The 18,457-nt window shown below is 51.6% G+C and carries 16 protein-coding genes; 14 read left to right on the forward strand and 2 right to left on the reverse strand.

All coding sequences use genetic code 11. From position 1 onward, the window contains the following. Positions 1–182: 182 nt before the first annotated feature. From GON22_RS11180 to GON22_RS11215, 8 genes are all read left to right on the forward strand, one after another. On the forward strand, positions 183–395 hold the full coding sequence (locus tag GON22_RS11180; RefSeq protein WP_160396184.1) for a hypothetical protein: 213 nt from the start codon (positions 183–185) through the stop codon (positions 393–395). Positions 396–603: 208 nt separating this feature from the next. Then, complete coding sequence (locus GON22_RS11185) at positions 604–1,098, forward strand: phosphatidylglycerophosphatase A family protein (RefSeq protein WP_160396185.1); 495 nt, start codon at positions 604–606, stop codon at positions 1,096–1,098. 114 nt (positions 1,099–1,212) lie between these two features. Then, on the forward strand, positions 1,213–1,401 hold the full coding sequence (locus GON22_RS11190; RefSeq protein ID WP_006039739.1) for a hypothetical protein: 189 nt from the start codon (positions 1,213–1,215) through the stop codon (positions 1,399–1,401). A gap of 39 nt (positions 1,402–1,440) precedes the next feature. Beyond that, positions 1,441–2,325, forward strand: a complete 885-nt coding sequence (accD, locus tag GON22_RS11195) for an acetyl-CoA carboxylase, carboxyltransferase subunit beta (RefSeq protein ID WP_160396186.1) — start codon at positions 1,441–1,443, stop codon at positions 2,323–2,325. Beyond that, a complete protein-coding gene (locus tag GON22_RS11200) occupies positions 2,315–3,385 on the forward strand; it encodes an acetyl-CoA carboxylase carboxyltransferase subunit alpha (RefSeq protein ID WP_160396187.1) in 1,071 nt (356 codons plus the stop codon). The genes accD and GON22_RS11200 overlap by 11 nt, the downstream gene beginning before the upstream one ends. 109 nt (positions 3,386–3,494) lie before the next feature. Further along, entirely contained in the window at positions 3,495–5,249 is a 1,755-nt protein-coding gene (pyk, locus tag GON22_RS11205; RefSeq protein ID WP_160396188.1) for a pyruvate kinase, read from the forward strand. 123 nt (positions 5,250–5,372) lie between these two features. Beyond that, entirely contained in the window at positions 5,373–5,864 is a 492-nt protein-coding gene (locus GON22_RS11210; RefSeq protein ID WP_160396189.1) for an acyl-CoA thioesterase, read from the forward strand. Between the two features lie 30 nt (positions 5,865–5,894). Continuing rightward, entirely contained in the window at positions 5,895–6,329 is a 435-nt protein-coding gene (locus GON22_RS11215; RefSeq protein ID WP_336604297.1) for an FxsA family protein, read from the forward strand. A gap of 98 nt (positions 6,330–6,427) precedes the next feature. Here the strand turns inward: GON22_RS11215 and ytvI are convergent, their stop codons facing one another. After that, positions 6,428–7,543, reverse strand: coding sequence for a sporulation integral membrane protein YtvI (ytvI, locus tag GON22_RS11220; RefSeq protein ID WP_160396191.1), 1,116 nt, complete (start codon positions 7,541–7,543; stop codon positions 6,428–6,430). Between the two features lie 190 nt (positions 7,544–7,733). Between ytvI and ppk1 the strand changes: the two genes are divergently transcribed. Further along, positions 7,734–9,800 carry a polyphosphate kinase 1 gene (ppk1, locus tag GON22_RS11225; protein WP_160396192.1) on the forward strand — a complete coding sequence of 689 codons (2,067 nt, stop codon included), beginning with the start codon at positions 7,734–7,736 and terminating at the stop codon, positions 9,798–9,800. Between the two features lie 14 nt (positions 9,801–9,814). Here the strand turns inward: ppk1 and GON22_RS11230 are convergent, their stop codons facing one another. After that, positions 9,815–11,347, reverse strand: a complete 1,533-nt coding sequence (locus GON22_RS11230; RefSeq protein WP_160396193.1) for a Ppx/GppA phosphatase family protein — start codon at positions 11,345–11,347, stop codon at positions 9,815–9,817. Between the two features lie 350 nt (positions 11,348–11,697). On the opposite strand from GON22_RS11230, the gene citZ reads away from it, so the two are divergent. The 5 genes from citZ (at position 11,698) to GON22_RS11255 (ending at position 18,434) form a co-directional block, all read left to right on the forward strand. Next, the gene (gene citZ, locus GON22_RS11235; protein WP_160396194.1) at positions 11,698–12,810 is read left to right on the forward strand and encodes a citrate synthase; all 1,113 of its coding nucleotides are present in this window, start codon (positions 11,698–11,700) and stop codon (positions 12,808–12,810) included. A 121-nt stretch (positions 12,811–12,931) separates the two neighbouring features. Continuing rightward, on the forward strand, positions 12,932–14,227 hold the full coding sequence (gene icd / locus GON22_RS11240; RefSeq protein WP_160396195.1) for an NADP-dependent isocitrate dehydrogenase: 1,296 nt from the start codon (positions 12,932–12,934) through the stop codon (positions 14,225–14,227). A 356-nt stretch (positions 14,228–14,583) separates the two neighbouring features. Beyond that, a complete protein-coding gene (gene mdh / locus GON22_RS11245) occupies positions 14,584–15,525 on the forward strand; it encodes a malate dehydrogenase (RefSeq protein ID WP_160396196.1) in 942 nt (313 codons plus the stop codon). 104 nt (positions 15,526–15,629) lie between these two features. Then, positions 15,630–17,894 (forward strand): DNA helicase RecQ, encoded by a 2,265-nt coding sequence (gene recQ / locus GON22_RS11250; protein ID WP_160396197.1) that lies wholly within the window; start codon positions 15,630–15,632, stop codon positions 17,892–17,894. A 114-nt stretch (positions 17,895–18,008) separates the two neighbouring features. Continuing rightward, positions 18,009–18,434: a hypothetical protein gene (locus GON22_RS11255; RefSeq protein WP_160396198.1), complete on the forward strand. Its 426-nt coding sequence runs from the start codon at positions 18,009–18,011 to the stop codon at positions 18,432–18,434. Positions 18,435–18,457 lie beyond the last annotated feature (23 nt).

Genomic DNA, 18,457 nt, shown 5'->3' on the forward strand with positions numbered 1-18,457 from the left:
CGCCCGCACCGCGCCGCGAAGCGGCGCCTGCGCCTGCGGCGGCGAAGCCCGCAGGCGGCTCAGCTTCGCGCGCAGCCGAAGCGCCCGCCGCAGGCGCAGCCCAGCCCGCAGGCGCTGCAGCTGCCGCGCCTGCGCGGCCAAACGCGACACCCGCAGCGCCCAAGCGCGCGCAGCGGGTGTACGTGAAAATCGCGGCCGGGCGTGAAAATCCGGCCGCGCTCGAGCGGCTCAAGCAGCTGCTTGTCGCCCATCCTGGGCCCCTCTCGACCGTGCTGTTCTATGAGCGCGGCCAGAAGACGCTTGCGCTCAGCGAGCAATACAACGTCAAACCATCGCCCGAGCTGTTCGGTGCCATCGAGGCGCTGCTTGGCAAAGGCGCGATCGCGGTCAAATAATGGCCGCGATCTTTTTTTTATGGTTCTTTTTGTCCAGATGCTGCCAGTGATTGGTGATTGTCTCCGGTCGCCCGTCCTATTTTTTATGCACAATTGCCTGGTTAGCCGCATACATTAGGAGACATTGGACGGTTCCTATAGGGACTTGCCCGTGATGCGACTTGCCGGCAGCGTATACGCTGCATACCTGGCTACGGAGGGATGACTATTGGCGAGCGGAATTGAAGCTTGGCTGCAAAAGCGTGGCGTATCTGTCGCGGATGTCGCGGAAATCGTCTACACGCTGCAAAGGCCGTATAACCCGGATCTGACTATGGAGCAATGCGATGAAAGCGTACGCGCTGTTTTGGTCAAGCGGGAGGTGCAGTACGTCCTTTATACGGGAATTGCCCTTGATGAGCTCGCGGAGCGCCGGCTGCTGCCTGAACCGCTTCAAGCGATCATGGAAAATGACGAATCGCTATACGGCGTAGATGAGACGCTGGCGCTCGGAATTACGAACGTATATGGCATGATTGGGTTGACGAGCTTCGGTTACCTTGATAAAGTGAAGCCGGGCATTATTCGGCAGCTGAATTTGAAAGGCGAACGCATTCACGTGTTTCTGGACGATCTCGTTGCAGGATTAGCGGCCGCTGCGTCTGCGCGAATCGCGCATCAGGACCCGAAGGCGACGCGATACGATTTGCCTGAGACCAACTAGAGAGCTGCCCCCGAAGACTCGGTGGACATGGCTTTGTTGCGGCCCGAAGAGTAATTATGCTATCATTAATTCATTATAGGGCCTGGATACCGATGTTTTTAGGGGGTACCTTTCATGTGGACGGTTATCTATATCGCGCCTACGACGAAGATTGCAGAGAACATTAGAACCCGATTGACCGAAGAAGGGTTCCTCGTGCAGCTGCGTCCTATTAACCTTTCGAAACAGCAATACGAAATACTGGTCCCGTCCGGTGAGTTGGAAGAAGTTCAGGAAGTGCTGAACTCGATCCTGCACCCGTGATGAAGAGACCTAATAACTGCGCCGTGAGAGGTGTCAAACGTGTTTAAGGACTTATTTCATAAGAAGAAATATGCGACGGTTCCTTCCGTGCCGGCTCCTGTTCAAGAGCGGCCCAAGAAGGATATACCTGAAGGCTTGATGAACAAATGCCCGAAGTGTGGCAACATCGCCTTTAGCAAAGAACTGGAAAAGAACTTCAAAGTATGTCCGTCATGCGGCCATCACTTCCGATTGTCCACAATGGAACGTATTGGAATGACGCTCGATGACGGCAGTTTTCTTGAATTTGACGCACTGATGGAGTCTGTTGACCCGCTTGGCTTCCCAGGCTATGAGGCGAAGCTGAAACAGCAGAAGGATAAGTCAGGCTTGAACGATGCTGTCGTGACGGGAGAAGGCACGATTGGTGGCATCCCGGTTATCGTAGCTGTAATGAGCTTTGAGTTTTTCACAGGCAGTATGGGATCGGTAGTTGGAGAAAAAATTACGAGAGCGATTGAACAAGCGGACCAGAAAAACCTTCCGCTGATCATCTTCTCGACATCCGGCGGCGCCCGCATGCAAGAAAGTATACTTAGCCTGATGCAGATGGCGAAGACGAGTGCGGCGCTTGCCAAGTTCCAAGGCAATGGCGGGCTCTTCATCTCCGTATTCACAGACCCGACGACTGGGGGCGTATCGGCGAGCTTCGCAAGCCTCGGCGACATTAACTTGGCCGAGCCTGGCGCATTGATTGGCTTCGCTGGACGGATCGTTATTGAACAGACGATTCGCCAGAAGCTGCCTGATAACTTCCAGACGGCGGAATTTAACCTACAGCATGGGCAATTGGATAAAGTCGTTCATCGCAAAGACTTGAAATCGATGCTGGCGAAGCTGCTGGAACTTCACACCGTAAGGGAGGATTGGTCCGATGGGCAATGAGCTTCCATTTGAGAAACCGCTTGTTGACCTTCGCAAGAAGGTCGACGAACTGAAGCGATTTGGTCAAGAAAAGGGTATCGATTTCTCCGAAGAGATTACGAGGCTTGAACTCCGCTGCAAGCAGCTTGAAGATGAATTATATAGCGAACTGTCGCCAGCACAGAAGATGCACTTGGCCCGGCATCACCAGCGCCCGACTTCGCTTGATTACATTCAATCGATTTTTGCTGACTTCGTAGAGCTGCATGGCGATCGGTTGTTCGCGGATGATCTGGCGATTGTAGGCGGGATTGCCCGTTTGAATGGCGTGCCGGTAACGGTCGTTGGCCATCAGCGCGGCAAGGACACGCGTGACAATATTGCCCGTTTCTTCGGCAGTCCACACCCGGAAGGCTTCCGTAAGGCACTTCGGTTCATGCAACAGGCGGACAAGTTTAAACGTCCAATCATCACGTTTATCGATACCAAAGGCGCCTACCCAGGCAATACAGCGGAAGAACGTGGACAGTCGGAGGCAATCGCCCGAAACTTGCGGGAGATGGCCACTTTTGGCGTTCCGATCATCTGTGTCGTTATCGGTGAAGGCGGCAGTGGCGGTGCGCTTGCGCTTGGCGTAGGCAATCGTGTGCTGATGCTGGAGAATGCGATCTATTCCGCAATATCTCCGAACGGCGCCGCTTCTATTTTGTGGAAAGACGCTTCTAAGGCTGACCAGGCGGCAGAAGCGATGAAGATAACGGCGAAGGATCTTAAGCAATTCGAGATAATCGAAGAGATTATTCCAGAGCCGCAAGGCGGCGCACACCGCGATCTTGCCGTACAAGCAGAGTCGATTAAGGACGCATTGTGGCGGCATCTGAAGGAGCTGTCGGCGTTGACGCCAGAGCAGCTGGTTGAGGACCGTTATAATAAGTTCCGCAAGATCGGCTACTTCCAAGAACGCCAAGCATCCGAGGCGTTGGAGCCTGAAGCGGCATCCGTAGCAGGTGAGCAGGATGGGGCAGTTGCGGATGCGGAATTAACAAACGTGAATAATTTGGAAGAATCTGCTAAAGTATGATTATAATTTGCAAAAATTACACTGTACAAAGCTTCGCCGAATCCTATAGGGTAGGTTAGGCTGAAGATTAGACAGGAATGTTTCCTATAACGGAGGAATGAATGTAATCATGCGTAAAACAAAAATCGTATGTACGATTGGGCCATCTAGCGAATCGCTCGAAAACACGAAGAAGCTGATCGAGGCTGGCATGAACGTTGCTCGCCTTAACTTCTCGCATGGTGATTTCGAGGAGCATGGCAACCGCATCAAAAACCTGAAGCAAGCGCGCCAGGAACTTGGCAAGACGGTTGCGATTTTGCTCGATACCAAAGGTCCCGAAATCCGTCTGGGCAAGCTGAAAGAAGAGCCGATTGAGCTCGAAGCAGGCGAAGCGATTACGCTTACGACGGAAGAGATTCTCGGCGACATTACGCGTATTCCAGTTACGTACAAAAACTTGCCGCAGGATCTTACGGTAGGATCGACGGTTCTGATTGACGATGGCCTGATCGGCCTTACGGTTGAAGGTATTGAAGGCACTGAAATCCATTGCCGGATCGTCAACAGCGGCCAGATCAAGAGCAAGAAGGGCGTTAACGTTCCGGGCGTGAACATTTCGCTGCCAGGCATTACCGAGAAGGATGCTGCTGATATCGTATTCGGCATTGAACAAGGCATCGACTTCATCGCAGCTTCATTCGTTCGCAAAGCTAGTGACGTGCTCGAAATTCGTGAGCTGCTTGAGAAACATAACGGCAGCCATATCCATATCATTTCGAAAATCGAGAACCAACAAGGCGTTGATAACCTCGATGAAATTCTTGAAGTGTCCGATGGCCTGATGGTTGCGCGTGGCGACCTCGGCGTAGAAATTCCTGCTGAAGAAGTGCCGCTCGTACAGAAGCAAATGATCGAAAAATGTAATCGTGTAGGCAAGCCGGTTATTACGGCAACGCAAATGCTCGATTCCATGCAACGCAACCCGCGCCCAACGCGCGCTGAGGCAAGTGACGTTGCGAACGCGATCTTCGACGGCACGAGTGCGATCATGCTCTCCGGTGAGACGGCTGCCGGCAAATATCCGGTAGAATCGGTTCAAACGATGTCCCGTATTGCTGAGCGTGCCGAGTCAGCGCTTGAATATCGCGAGCTGTTCATCAAGCAAGCGAATGCGCAGCAAACATCGGTTACAGAAGCAATCAGCCAAGCGGTTGCAAACTCTGCGCTTGATCTGCAAGCTGGAGCGATCATTACGTCCACGGAAAGCGGATTCACAGCTCGTATGGTATCCAAGTACCGTCCGAAATCGCCGATTATTGCTGTAACGCCGAATGAATCGGTTATGCGTCGTTTAGCGCTTGTATGGGGCGTTATCCCTGCATTCGGCAGCGAAGCGAGCACGACGGACGAAATGTTCGAAACGGCAGTAAGCGGTGCGCTGAGCACGGGCACTGTTGGCTTGGGCGATACGGTTGTCATTACGGCAGGCGTGCCTGTTGGCCGCTCCGGAACGACGAACTTGATCAAGATCCACCATATTGGCGAGCTTATCGCTAAGGGCCAAGGAATCGGCACGTTATCCGCGAAGGGCAAAGTTGTCGTTGCCCGTTCGGCTGAAGAAGCGAACGCAAAAACGACGGAAGGCTCGATTCTCGTTACGATTTCGACGGACAAGGATTATATGCCAGCGATCCAAAAGGCAGCGGCTATCGTGACGGAACAAGGCGGCATTACGAGCCATGCGGCTGTCGTTGGCCTGAACGTTGGAATTCCAGCCATCCTTGGCATTGAGCAAGCAACAGAGCTGCTCAAGGACGGCATGGAAGTAACGCTTTATGCGGAGACTGGCGTTATTTACACGGGACAATCCAAAGTACTATAACGTACTTTAGGCAGTATAATGAACCAACGAGAAGAGCGACGGACACTGTGCCCGTCGCTCTTTCTACCATTCGGGCCGGGCGTGTATAGCCGGCTGAATATTAGGCCATTGGCAGGTGAGAAGATGAGTAATGAGCAGAGGCGCTGGCATGTGTTTCCGCTTCGGGTTCGCTATGAGGAAACCGATCAGATGAGCGTAGTGTTCCATGGCAATTATTTAACTTGGTTCGAAATCGGGCGTACGGAGCTTATACGTCATGCGGGCTTCGCCTATCGGGAAATCGAGGCAGCAGGCTTGCTCCTGCCGGTGATCGACATCGATTGCAAGTATGTATCGCCTGCACGCTACGATGATATCGTTCTGGTGTGCACGCGAATTGTGGACTATTCTTCGATCCGTATCTCGTTCGAATCCCAGATTAGGCGCGGTTCGGAGCTTTGTTTGAAAGCTGGAAGCAGGCTTGAGTCCTCTCAAGCTTTGGAGCCATACGAGCTGTTAGCAGCAGGCGGGACGCGGCATATGTGGGTTAATTCGGCATTTAAGCCGACAAGGCTTGAACGGGCGTTTCCGGAATTATATGATAAATTGGCTCAGGTTGTTGCCCAGTCCACCTAGTTACAGCATGAAACAACTTTAACGATGGAGGTGACAGCCTTGCGCAAATGGCTGTTGGCATTGCTAATTATTATTCCAGCATTAGAACTGTGGACGATTGTGACGGTTGGGTCGTGGTTAGGCGGCGGTACAACATTATTGCTGCTGCTACTTGTAGGCTTTGGCGGTTTTTACATTGCTAAGGCGGAGGGGCGTAAAGCTTGGATGGAAGTTCAACGGCTCATGCAGCAAGGGCAACCGCCGGGCCATGCTATTTTGGATGGGCTCTGCATTTTGGCAGGAGGGCTCTTGCTCATGATTCCAGGCTTTATCTCGGATATTGTTGGCTTGACACTGCTCATTCCATTCACTCGTCCCCTGTACCGCCGCGTTATGCTGCAATTCATTGAGCGTAAAATGCGGGGCGGTGGCGGCAGCAGCAATGGCAGAGGCGGTGGCACGACGTTTACAATTGGACGATGGTAGCGGGAGTGGTCTCATGCGCGAAATCGCAATAATACAGCAAAAGCCAGGCATTCGCCCGGCTTTTGTTGTTGCATTAGAGTAGCAGTAGGATTTGGTTACTACTTGGAGCCTTTCATTACAAAGTGGTACAAATCCCGGAAGACGTTGGCCCGGTGGAAGGCGAATAGAATAACGAGTGACACAGGCCCAATGATTAGGCCGAACACGCCGAACAGCTTTAGGCCAACGAACATGGCGATTAACGTAGGCAGCGGGTCAAGCCCGACACTGCTTGCCAGCACCTTAGGCTCAATCATTTGCCGTGCGACGAGAATTACGCCATAGAGAATGGATAGCCCAATTCCAAGCGATAAATCGCCATACAGGAATGTGTAAGCGATCCATGGGACCATGACGGCGCCTACGCCAAGGTAAGGCAAAAGGTCAACTAAGCCGATTAATAGGCCGATGGTGATTGCATATTGAACGCCTAGCAGGAGCAGGCCGATAATGACGACGACAGCTGTAATTGAAATCATAATGAACTGGGAGCGCAGATAACCGAACAGCGCTTTTTGCAAATCAGCCCAGACGGTTGATAAGGACTTGCGAATGCCCCCCGGCAGCCAGCCGCTTAGTTTTGCCGCATGCTTGTTCCAGTCTTTCCCAATGAAGAACGCAGACAGCAGCACGACGACCATAATGGTCAGTACATTCGGCAGTGAAATAAGCAGGGCGGAAAGGCCGTTGAAGAAGTGGGTGACTAAATCAGAGCTGGTCTGTGCCAGCAAATTAGCGGTATCCGCAATTTTATCGTTAATGGGCTGCTGATATTTCGGATTTTCGTTATAGAAGGCGCTAATTTTATTGATGAGATCCTGCATTTCCGGCGTGTCTATAAATTTGTTAAATTCATCTCTCCACCAATTAATCGTGCCATTAATCGATTGGGATAGATGAATGATTTCCGCTACGATCCGCGTGATGAGTGCAGATACGACGGTAACGGCTGCTGCTACGAATAAGAGCAGGGAGAGCGTAACGGCCAGCCACCTCGGCAAACGTGCTTTATTTTGCAGCAATCGAATGAGTGGATTAAGGGCATAAGCTAAAATCCAGCCGATGAGAAATGGATAGACGAGCGGCGTTACATACATAACTGCAAGAATAAATAATACGAGCATGACAGCTACGAAGACGCTTCGCCATACTCGCATTGCAATAACTCGGTTCAATAGTCGCACCTCCATCGTCATAGAACAATACAAAAAGTTTATCATGAAAGAGCAGCATTTACCAAAGTGGGCTTTATAATCTCACGAATCATTATATGATTAGATGTGGATTTACATGGTATTTACAATTCGTTAACATAAGACGAACATTCGACAGCCATAATGAGGACAAAGAACGGGGGAACGTAAGATGACTACTAAACATATGTCCCACTATGTTAATCGCGATCTGAGTTGGATCGAATTCAATAGGCGTGTCCTGAGCGAGGCTCAGGATCCGACAACACCTTTGTTGGAGCGTGCGAAGTTTCTTGCAATCGTGTCCAGCAATTTGGACGAGTTCATGAGTGTTCGCGTTGCTGGCCTCCAAAGCCAGATGAAGGCTGGCTATACGAAAATTGATTTTACTGGCTACACGCCAGCTGGGCTTTGGAAAAGGCTCATCAAGCGAACGGCGCAGATGGTTAATGACCAGTACCGTACATACCGTGAAGTGCTTCGAGGCATTGCGAAGGAAGGCATCGTGTTCCGTTCCACGGAGGAGCTGAACCAATCGCAGGCAGCGGCGATGGAGCGCTATTTTCACGATATTGTTTTCCCTGTGCTAACCCCGATGGCCGTCGACCAGAGCCGGCCGTTTCCGCTTGTACATACGAAGGAGCTTTACCTGTCAGTCTTGCTGCGCAAGGAGAGCGAGCCCGATGATGAGGAGCCGTATTTTGCAATCGTTCAGGTGCCGTCGATCCTGCCTCGGCATGTCGCATTGCCGGTACGCAGCGGCAGCAAGCGATCCGAATTTATATTGCTAGAGGATCTCATAGAGAAACACATTGAAACGCTGTTCAAAGGATATACAACGTTCGCTGTACATCCGTTCCGAATTACGCGCAACGCGGATCTTGCATTGAATGAAGAAGGCGCAGAAGATTTGCTCGAGGAGATCGAGAAGGAAATTCGCCGGCGCCGCTGGGGGATGACCGTTCGGCTTGAAGTGGATAAGGGGATGCACCCTTATTCCCTCGAAATGCTGAAGGATGAGCTTGAAGTCGGCGATAATGTGATCGAGATCGATGGCCCGCTTGATTTAAGCTTCCTTATGCGGTTCAGTTCATCGCTTCCGAACTATGATAATTTGCGGTTCGAGCGGATTGATCCCGTTTATCCGCGTGAGTTTGACGATGACGATGATATGTTTCAAGTGGTGCGGGAGCGCGATGTTCTCGTATACCATCCGTATGAGTCGTTTGAGGCAGTCACTGATTTTCTGGTTCAAGCCGCTTATGATCCAGAAGTGTTGGCGATCAAAATGACGCTGTACCGGGTGAGCGGGCAGTCTGAGCTGGTGCAGGCGCTGGCGAAGGCCGCGGAATCGGGCAAGCAGGTTACCGTCGTTGTGGAACTGAAGGCGAGGTTCGATGAGGAACGGAATATTGCATGGGCAAGACAGCTTGAGAAAGCGGGCTGCCATGTCGTATACGGCTTGATCGGGCTCAAAACGCATGCCAAAATCCTGCTTGTCGTTCGGCGCGAACAGGATGGCTTGCGGCGTTATGTGCATGTTGGGACAGGCAACTACAATGATAATACAGCCAAGCTTTATACGGATGTGGGCTTGTTCACTTCCCATCCCGTTATCGGGGAGGATGCTTCCGCATTGTTCAACGAGATGACAGGCTATTCCGCGCCTTATGAGTGGCGTGCGTTCGGCGTTGCGCCGACTTCACTGAAGGAGAAGCTGTACGCGCTTATTGACCGGGAGAAGGACCATGCGCTTGCTGGAAGGCCAGCCCATATCATTGCAAAGATGAACTCGTTGTCCAATCAAGAGATGATCGATAAGCTGTATGAAGCTTCCCAAGCTGGCGTGAAGATTGAATTGATCGTCCGGGGCGTTTGCTGCCTGCGGCCAGGCGTTCCAGGACGAAGCGAGAACATTCGTGTCATTAGCATTGTCGATCGTTTCTTGGAGCATTCAAGGCTTATGGTATTTTCGAACGGTGGGGAAGAAGAGGTGTACCTGTCCAGTGCGGACTGGATGACACGCAACCTCAATCGTCGAATCGAGCTGCTATGCCCTGTATTCGACGAGCGGCTGCGAAGCATGATTAAGAACATGCTCTACTTAAACCTGCAAGATAACGTGAAGGCGCATGAACTGTTGTCTACAGGCGCGTACGGGCGAGTGGCGAACGAACTGTCACCGATGCGCAGCCAATTCATAGCGAAACAAATTCCATTGTGGAAAACCTACGAATAGGCTGCGTGCCTGGTTTACACGATATAGGGTGAATAAAGCACAGGCGTGCAGTGCCATACTTTACGAAAATCTTTGGATAGCTCTTCGACCTCGGCCCGCTCAACATCGAGCGGGCCGCTGCATGTGAGGGCATCGAGCTTCAATGTTCCTTGGGACAGGCTGATGGCAAGGCGTCCGATGGACTGCGTTTCGCTCCGGTCAAGCGCTATGGCCAGCTGCAGCAGCATGCCGAGCTGCGCAACGATCTCAATGTCCGATTCATCGAGCAGCTCCCGATATTCCGCAACTTGCTGGCGGAACCGGCTTTTGCTCTTGAAGGATGCGATAGCGGCAATCAAGACAATTTCTCGATGCGTCAGCCCGTTCAGGTTTGAATTGACGATTAAGTAGAACGTATGCTTCGCATATTGAAGATAATCAATTGAAGCCCCTATACGGAACAGGGAAGATGCGGCGTCTAGCCACACTTCGGTTCGAGCCGGCAAAGAAGCTTGCCGCTTAAGCGAATCGAACAACTGCATCGATAACCGGTTCACCTGCATAAGATGCGGCTGCGGCGCTTCGGGATGCAGCAGGCTCAGGTTGCGTACGCTATAGCCGAGCACATCGTCGAGCCGGGATTGATTCGTAAAGCGGGTGTCAAAAAACAGCCCGTCGCGAAGCCCAGCGCCACAGATGAGATAATGCGTTGAACGCAGTTTGCGATGGACGACGCGCAGAATGGCCATTCCGATGACGATGACATCGGCGCGGTCCTTGGATAAGCCAGGCACTTTACGGCGCTTGTCTAGCGGCATCGTTCGCAACTGCTCGAATATGGCGTCAGCGTTGCTTGAGCTAATTTCATAATTATGCGTTAACGGGAATGCGTAGCGAGTGGCGGCTTGATCAAGCTTGCCCAATGCGCGCACGGTCCCGCCTACGCCGATCAGTGGCAGTCCAGGCGTCCAGCTAAGCCAAGCTTCTTGGTCTAGTGCTTTGCTGATAGCGTTTTCTAGTACGGCCAGGGAGTCGTCAGTGAGCAGCCCGTCGCTGCCTTGGAATGCACGGGTCATATTCACGCAGCCGAATGGGAACGATACGCTCTGAACGAGCGTACGGTCGCGGAACAGGGAAATCTCAGTACTGCCGCCGCCGATATCGATCAAGAATCCTTCCCGGATATCAATCGTATTGATCATCCCAAGATAGCCAAACCGGGCTTCGTCCTCTCCAGAGAGCACTTCGACGGTTAGCCCAGTTTCGTTCAACATTCGCTCGACCACGTCGTCGCGGTTTGTTGCGTTGCGAATGGCCGCTGTTGCGACAGCGCGAATGCGGCCAGTCCGATGATGGGCGCAAATTAAGCGGTAATGGTTCAAAATCCCAATTAGCTCGTCAATTTTCTCAGGGCGAATGCGGCCTAGCTCATCAATTTCGCCGCTTAACCGAGCGGGGCGTTTGCCGCCATCGATGACGCGGTGCGCGCCATTAGCAGTCCGTTCATAGACAGCTAGGCGGATGGAATTGGAGCCGATATCGATAATGCCGATGCGTTGTTCAGTCATATGTATAATCCTCCGAAACTGAGTAACAGCCGCGTCGCAAATATTGAAAAACACGGCTTGTAACGACATTTTACCACTAGCTGGGCTTGAATAATAATCGTTTATTTTACGGCCATCAGGGAAGGATACAATGTTGTGGGTATTGTTGTATGAATGGCTGAATAAATGCACGTTACATAATGAAATTTCGTTGAGCTAAAATAATTTTAATGATGTCGATAAAGGAATTCTATTCACCGTTTTGCCTGGATTTGTTCACTTCGGGGTCAAAATTCGTTATGATTGAAATGTTGAATTACTGATGAGATCCCTTTTTAATTTATAATTCCGAAGTTAAAGGAGAGAAAAACATGACAGCAACTAAAGGATTGGAAGGTATCGTTGCAACGACATCTTCCATCAGCTCCATTATCGACGGAGTACTTACGTATCGCGGCATTAACATCGATGAGCTCGCTGAAAATGCTACGTTTGAGGAAGTCGCTTATCTGCTCTGGTTCGGCAAGTTGCCTAACCAATCCGAACTTGACGGCCTCATTCGCCAACTGGGTGAATCCGCTCCAGTGCCAACGGAAGTGATTGAGCAACTGAAGCTTTTCCCTAAAAACAGCAACTCGATGGCAGCTCTCCGTACGGCTGTATCGAGCCTCGGGCTGTATGATGCAGAAGCGAACGAGATGTCGCCAGAGGCAAACGTTCGCAAAGCGATCAAGCTGCAAGCCCAATTGCCTACGGTTATCGCAGCGCTCGCTCGCATCCGCCAAGGCAAAGAGCCGATTCAACCTAAATCGGGCGTATCGGTTGCCCACAATTTCTTGTATATGCTGAGCGGCGAAGAACCAAGTGAAGTTTCGATCAAAGCGCTTGATCAAGCGCTCGTGCTTCATGCAGACCATGAGCTTAACGCTTCGACGTTCGCGGCTCGCGTTACAGTTGCTACGCTGTCGGACATTTATTCCGGCGTAACGTCTGCTATCGGCGCCCTGAAGGGGCCATTGCACGGCGGTGCTAACGAAGCTGTAATGGTTATGCTCGAAGAGATCGGCTCGCTCGCTAATGTTGAATCATACATTACTGACAAGCTGGCTAACAAAGTGAAAATTATGGGCTTTGGCCACCGCGTCTACAAAGACGGCGATCCACGCGCGAAGCATCTCATGAAGATGTCCCGCGAGCTGGGCAAACAGCAGAACAACCTTGAACTGTACGAAATGTCGGTTAAAATCGAAGAGTTAGTAACAGGCCAAAAGGGCTTGAAACCAAACGTCGATTTCTACTCGGCTTCTGTATATACAACGCTTGGAATCGCGCGCGACCTGTTCACGCCGATCTTTGCAATCAGCCGCTTGTCGGGTTGGACCGCTCACATTCTTGAGCAATACGAGAACAATCGCCTCATTCGCCCTCGTGCAGAATATACGGGTCCAGCGAATGCGAAATACATTCCAATTGCAGAACGTTAATAACCATATAGCTTGACCTGCATGGCGGGTAGTCAGTATCATCGTATATACGATGTTGCATTGGCTTCCCGTCGGGCTTTGTTATGAAAAAAAATCATTTAAATTTTAGGAGGAACCATTCATGCCACAACTCGAAAAATTCGCACTCCCAACTGAAGGCGAGCAAATCACGATTCAAGAAGGCAAATTGCAAGTGCCTAACAACCCAATCATTCCTTTCATCGAGGGTGACGGTACAGGCCGTGACATCTGGCGCGCATCGGTACGCGTACTTGACGCTGCCGTAGAGAAAGCATACAAAGGCGAGAAAAAAATCGCATGGTATGAAGTGTTTGCAGGCGAGAAAGCATTCAACACTTACGGAGAATGGCTGCCAGCTGACACGCTGACGGCAATCCGCGAATATATCGTTGCTATCAAAGGCCCACTGACGACGCCAATCGGCGGCGGCATCCGTTCCCTGAACGTAGCGCTTCGCCAAGAGCTTGACCTGTACACTTGCCTTCGTCCAGTTCGTTACTTCGATGGCGTGCCATCCCCGGTTAAACGCCCTGAGCTCGTAGACATGGTTATTTTCCGTGAGAACACAGAAGATATCTACGCTGGCATCGAGTACCAAGCTGGTACGGAAGCTGTTAAGAAAGTACTTGCTTTCTTGCAAAATGAGATGGGCGTTAACAAAATCCGTTTCCCAGAAACATCGGGCATCGGCATCAAGCCAGTATCCGAAGAAGGCACAAAACGCCTTGTTCGTGCAGCGATCGAGTATGCAATTGAGCATAAACGCAAATCGGTAACGCTCGTACACAAAGGCAATATCATGAAATTCACGGAAGGCGCGTTCAAAAACTGGGGCTATGAAGTCGCAGAGAAAGAATTCGCTGCACAAACATTCACTTGGAGCGAATATGACCGCATCAAAGAAGAGCAAGGCACAGATGCAGCTAACGCAGCTCAAAAAGCGGCTGAAGATGCTGGCAAAATCATCGTAAAAGACGCAATTGCAGACATCGCGTTGCAACAAGTTTTGACGCGTCCTACGGACTTCGACGTAATCGCTACGTTGAACCTCAACGGCGACTACCTGTCCGACGCCCTCGCTGCGCAAGTAGGCGGCATCGGCATCGCTCCAGGCGCTAACATCAACTACCTGACGGGCCATGCGATCTTCGAAGCAACGCACGGTACGGCTCCTAAATATGCAGATAAAGACGTAGTTAACCCAGGTTCGGTAATCCTGTCCGGCGTAATGCTCCTTGAGCACCTCGGCTGGCAAGAAGCGGCTAACCTGATCTACAAAGGCATGGAAACGTCGATCAACAACAAAACAGTAACGTACGACTTCGCACGCCTGATGGAAGGCGCGCAAGAAGTGAAGTGCTCGGAGTTCGCTAATCAAGTTATCGCAAATATGTAATTGAGGCCATCCCCCTAAATCCCCCTTCCTTGGAAGGGGGACTCCAAGGGGCTTCGCCCTCTTGACACCGGAAGGTATCGAGAGGATGATGCGCTTGGGGATGGGGGTGCTGGGAGCCGCTTTCGTCAGATCCCCTTCCCTAGTGGGAAGGGGATCTGACACGCTTTTGGGCGTGCAAGTGAGGGGGCTTTTTGGATTAGGGTGGTTCGTGCGGATTGTGGTGTTGCGTGCTGGTGTGGTTGGTAGGGCGTTTGGAATTTGCATTTATGCTGGATGCATTTATGCATTGGACTAGGGCAGGACTGACATGGCTTAAAAGAGAAGCACTTACAATATCCACAGGAGGTTGTGCTGCGATGGCGATTAGACGGAATAAGATCACGGTTGTTGGCGCTGGGTTTACTGGGGCTACGACGGCTTTGATGCTTGCGCAGAAGGAACTTGGCGATGTGGTGTTGGTCGACATTCCGCAACTCGAGAACCCTACTAAGGGCAAAGCGCTTGATATGCTTGAGTCGACGCCGGTTCAAGGCATTGACGCGAAAATTACGGGGACGTCGGATTACGGCGATACGAAAGATTCTGACGTGGTTATTATTACGGCGGGTATCGCCCGTAAACCAGGCATGAGCCGGGATGACCTTGTGAACACGAATGCGGGCATTGTGAAATCCGTATGTGAGAATATCAAGGCGACGAGCCCGAACAGCATCGTGATCATTCTTTCCAACCCGGTAGATGCGATGACTTATGTGGCTTATCAAGCGCTCGGCTTCCCAAAAAACCGTGTAATTGGCCAATCTGGCGTGCTTGATACGGCTCGCTACTGTACATTTATTGCGCAGGAGCTGAACGTATCGGTTGAAGACGTTCGCGGCTTCGTGCTCGGCGGCCATGGCGATGATATGGTTCCCCTCGTTCGTTTTTCGAACGTTGCTGGCATCCCAATCGAGAAGCTGATTCCTGCTGATCGCATTGAAGCGATCGTGCAACGCGCACGCGTTGGCGGCGGTGAAATCGTTAGCTTGCTTGGCAATGGCAGTGCCTATTACGCACCGGCCGCTTCGCTCGTTCAGATGACGGAAGCGATCTTGAAAGACAAGAAACGTATCCTCCCGGTTATCGCTTTGCTCCAAGGCGAGTATGGCTATGACAATCTGTTCATGGGCGTTCCGACGATCATCGGAGGCGATGGAATCGAGAAGGTATTCGTGCTTGACCTGACAGATGAAGAGAAAGCGGCGCTTGATAAATCCGCAGAGTCCGTTCGTAACGTGATCAAAATTGTACAAGGCTAATCCGATAACCATACTATAGAGGTACAACTATTAAGCATCGGGAAGACCCTGACAGGCTGCGTACTGCCAGGGTCTTCTTTTGTTTTAGAGAAGGAGGGGATACATTGCTGGACCAGGCAAGGCGATTATTGAAGCAAGTGTACGGATATGATTCATTCCGCAAAGGGCAAGAAGCAATCATTAGCGGCATAATGGAGGGCACGGATACGTTGGCGATTTTGCCGACTGGCGGAGGAAAATCTATCTGTTATCAAATTCCAGCGCTGCTGCTGGACGGAACGACGCTGGTCGTGTCGCCGCTTATCTCGCTCATGAAGGACCAGGTCGATGCGCTGAATCGCGTAGGCGTTAAAGCTGCTTTTTTGAACAGCTCGCTTAGTGCAGCTGAATATAGGGAAGTGATGAGGCAAGCGTTCCAAGGCGAATACAAGCTGCTCTATGTCGCGCCTGAGCGCTTGGATGCGCCGATGTTCGCCTCGTTGTCTGAACAAATGCATATTCCGCTTATCGCCATCGATGAAGCGCACTGCGTATCGCAGTGGGGGCATGATTTTAGGCCGAGCTACCGGCAATTGGCAGGTTGGATTAATCGAATGCAGAACCGGCCGCTAGTAGCGGCATTTACGGCGACGGCGACGCAAGAAGTATCGCGCGACATTTCGGACATGCTTGGATTGCGTAATCCGAATGTGCATGTGACCGGATTTGCCCGCGATAATTTATCGCTATCCGTAGTGACAGGTGCGGACAAGCCTGCTTTCTTGCGTAAGTTTATGGCCGATCGCTCTGATCAGTCTGGCATCGTGTATACGGCGACCCGTAAGGAGACGGAGCAGGTCCATGCGTTGCTGGGCAAGCTTGGTGTGCCTGCTGGCAAATATCACGGCGGACTAGGCGATGCCGAACGGGCGGAAGCGCAGGAGAAGTTTCGCTTCGATGACGTGCGGGTAATGGTTGCGACGAATGCGTTCGGCATGGGCATCGATAAGCCGAATGTGCGATTCGTGCTGCACTGGCAGATGCCAGGCGACGTAGAGTCCTATTACCAGGAAGCAGGCCGTGCAGGCAGGGACGGCGAGGAGAGCGAGTGCATTTTGTTGTTTGGGCCGCAGGATGTGCAGGTACAACGGTTCCTCATTGAACAAGGGACGGGAGATATGGATCGCAAGTCGATTCAGATGTCCAAGCTGCATATGATGATGAATTATTCGCGGACGCAGCGCTGCCTGCAGCAATATATCGTCGAATATTTTGGCGAAGCTGATGTGGAGCCTTGCGGCAAATGCAGCAGTTGCTTGGATCGAAGCGAGCAGGTGGACCGAACGGATGATGCGCTCAAGGCGTTGTCATGCGTAGCTCGGTTGAAAGGCAAATTCGGAGTAACGACAGCAGCCAAGGTGCTCAAGGGCTCCAAGGATAAGCGCGTATTGGAGTGGGGGCTAGACCGAAACTCCACGTACGGCTTATTCTCACGCTGGCCGGAAAAGGAAATTTCGGATTGGCTGTATTGGCTGGTCGCAGAGGGGTATCTGGGCATGAGCGAGGGGCAGTATCCGACGGTTGCGTTGGCTGCGGGAGCGCTTCCTGTTCTGGAAGGAAGGGAACGTGTTCACCAACGGATGCGGACGACAGTACGAAAGGCAGCTTCAGCTGCTGTGGGGTCGCCATTGTTCGAGGCGTTGCGGGATTGGCGCAAAGCTGCTGCGGCCCGCGAGAAGGTGCCGCCATTTATGCTCTTCTTTGATGCGACTTTGCGAGAGCTGGCGGATGCCGCACCTCAGGCGATGGAGGATTTGCTTACAGTCAAAGGTATCGGTGCAGCGAAGGCTAACAAATATGGCGCAGAAGTATTGGCGGTCATTCAATCGTTTGTTGGCGGAGAGGCTATGAACAACGCGGATTCGGCATCCGCGGTATCATCGGCGCCATCAGCCGGGCATAATGCAGCAACTGCAATGCAGGTGTTGGACGCACCAGCGGCAGTGTCAATTATAGCCACGGCAGCCTCCACCGTTTCAACTGCCTTTTCCGGATCATCGGTATCGGCGGGATCTTCGAGCCGAAGCGATTCCGGCAGCCATCTGATTTCACTAGAAGCTTTCAACGAAGGTGCTAGCGTTAAGCAGATTGCGGCGGAGCGTGAGCTTAGCGAAGTAACTGTTGAGGGGCATTTGATCCGTGGAGCACTGGAAGGGCAGCCGCTGGACTGGGCTCGCATTTTGCCTGTTGAATATGAAGCAGCCATTCTTGATGCGATTGATCAGGTTGGCGGCGATAAATTGAAACCGATCAAAGAGGCGCTTCCTGACGCGGTCACTTATTTAATGATTAAAGCTTGCCTTGCAAAGAAGAGCCTAGCGGCTGAATAAAGCAGGGTTGACGATTTGGTGAAGAATGGGCAATGCGCTTTGCGATTCTCGGATCATTTAGTATACTGAGAGGGATAGAGAAAAGGTAACGTTTTCAAGGAGGATGTAGAAGGAATGGACAATATTATGTTGTTGCTTCATGTTATCGGTGCAACTGGAATGGGCGTTTACTTGCTCATGCCTGTATTGGTCGGCAAAGTAACCAAGCTTACAGGAGCTGGACAAGAGGGTCTCGCAGCAGGGCTTCATACGGCTAACCGGATTGCGCAATATTTTCTGATCGTACAGCTGTTGACGGGCGGATACCTGATGTCCCAAAACGACTACACACCGCTCTGGATGGCGCTTGTAACGATTGGATTTTTAGCAATTGCAGCACTTGGCGGCATTATGGGCAAGCCGTTGAAGTTAATTGGCACATCCATTAGTGAAGGGCACAGCGCTGCAGCTCATATTAGCAAAGCACGCGCGTTGAGTATCATTATTCTTATCATTTATGTGGTCATTTTGTATTTCATGGTAAATCCTGATTATAAGTAAGATAGAAAACTGGCAGTAATGGA

This window comes from Paenibacillus sp. MMS18-CY102 (assembly GCF_009789195.1).
GTDB lineage: Bacteria > Bacillota > Bacilli > Paenibacillales > Paenibacillaceae > Paenibacillus_T.

Coding starts and splice junctions, on each gene's coding strand:
- mdh (WP_160396196.1), top strand. CDS start 14,584: ATGGCGATTAGACGGAATAAGATCACGGTTGTTGGCGCTGGGTTTACT.
- GON22_RS11255 (WP_160396198.1), top strand. CDS start 18,009: ATGGACAATATTATGTTGTTGCTTCATGTTATCGGTGCAACTGGAATG.
- GON22_RS11210 (WP_160396189.1), top strand. CDS start 5,373: ATGAGTAATGAGCAGAGGCGCTGGCATGTGTTTCCGCTTCGGGTTCGC.
- GON22_RS11190 (WP_006039739.1), top strand. CDS start 1,213: ATGTGGACGGTTATCTATATCGCGCCTACGACGAAGATTGCAGAGAAC.
- GON22_RS11200 (WP_160396187.1), top strand. CDS start 2,315: ATGGGCAATGAGCTTCCATTTGAGAAACCGCTTGTTGACCTTCGCAAG.
- citZ (WP_160396194.1), top strand. CDS start 11,698: ATGACAGCAACTAAAGGATTGGAAGGTATCGTTGCAACGACATCTTCC.
- GON22_RS11230 (WP_160396193.1), bottom strand. CDS start 11,347: ATGACTGAACAACGCATCGGCATTATCGATATCGGCTCCAATTCCATC.
- icd (WP_160396195.1), top strand. CDS start 12,932: ATGCCACAACTCGAAAAATTCGCACTCCCAACTGAAGGCGAGCAAATC.
- ppk1 (WP_160396192.1), top strand. CDS start 7,734: ATGACTACTAAACATATGTCCCACTATGTTAATCGCGATCTGAGTTGG.
- pyk (WP_160396188.1), top strand. CDS start 3,495: ATGCGTAAAACAAAAATCGTATGTACGATTGGGCCATCTAGCGAATCG.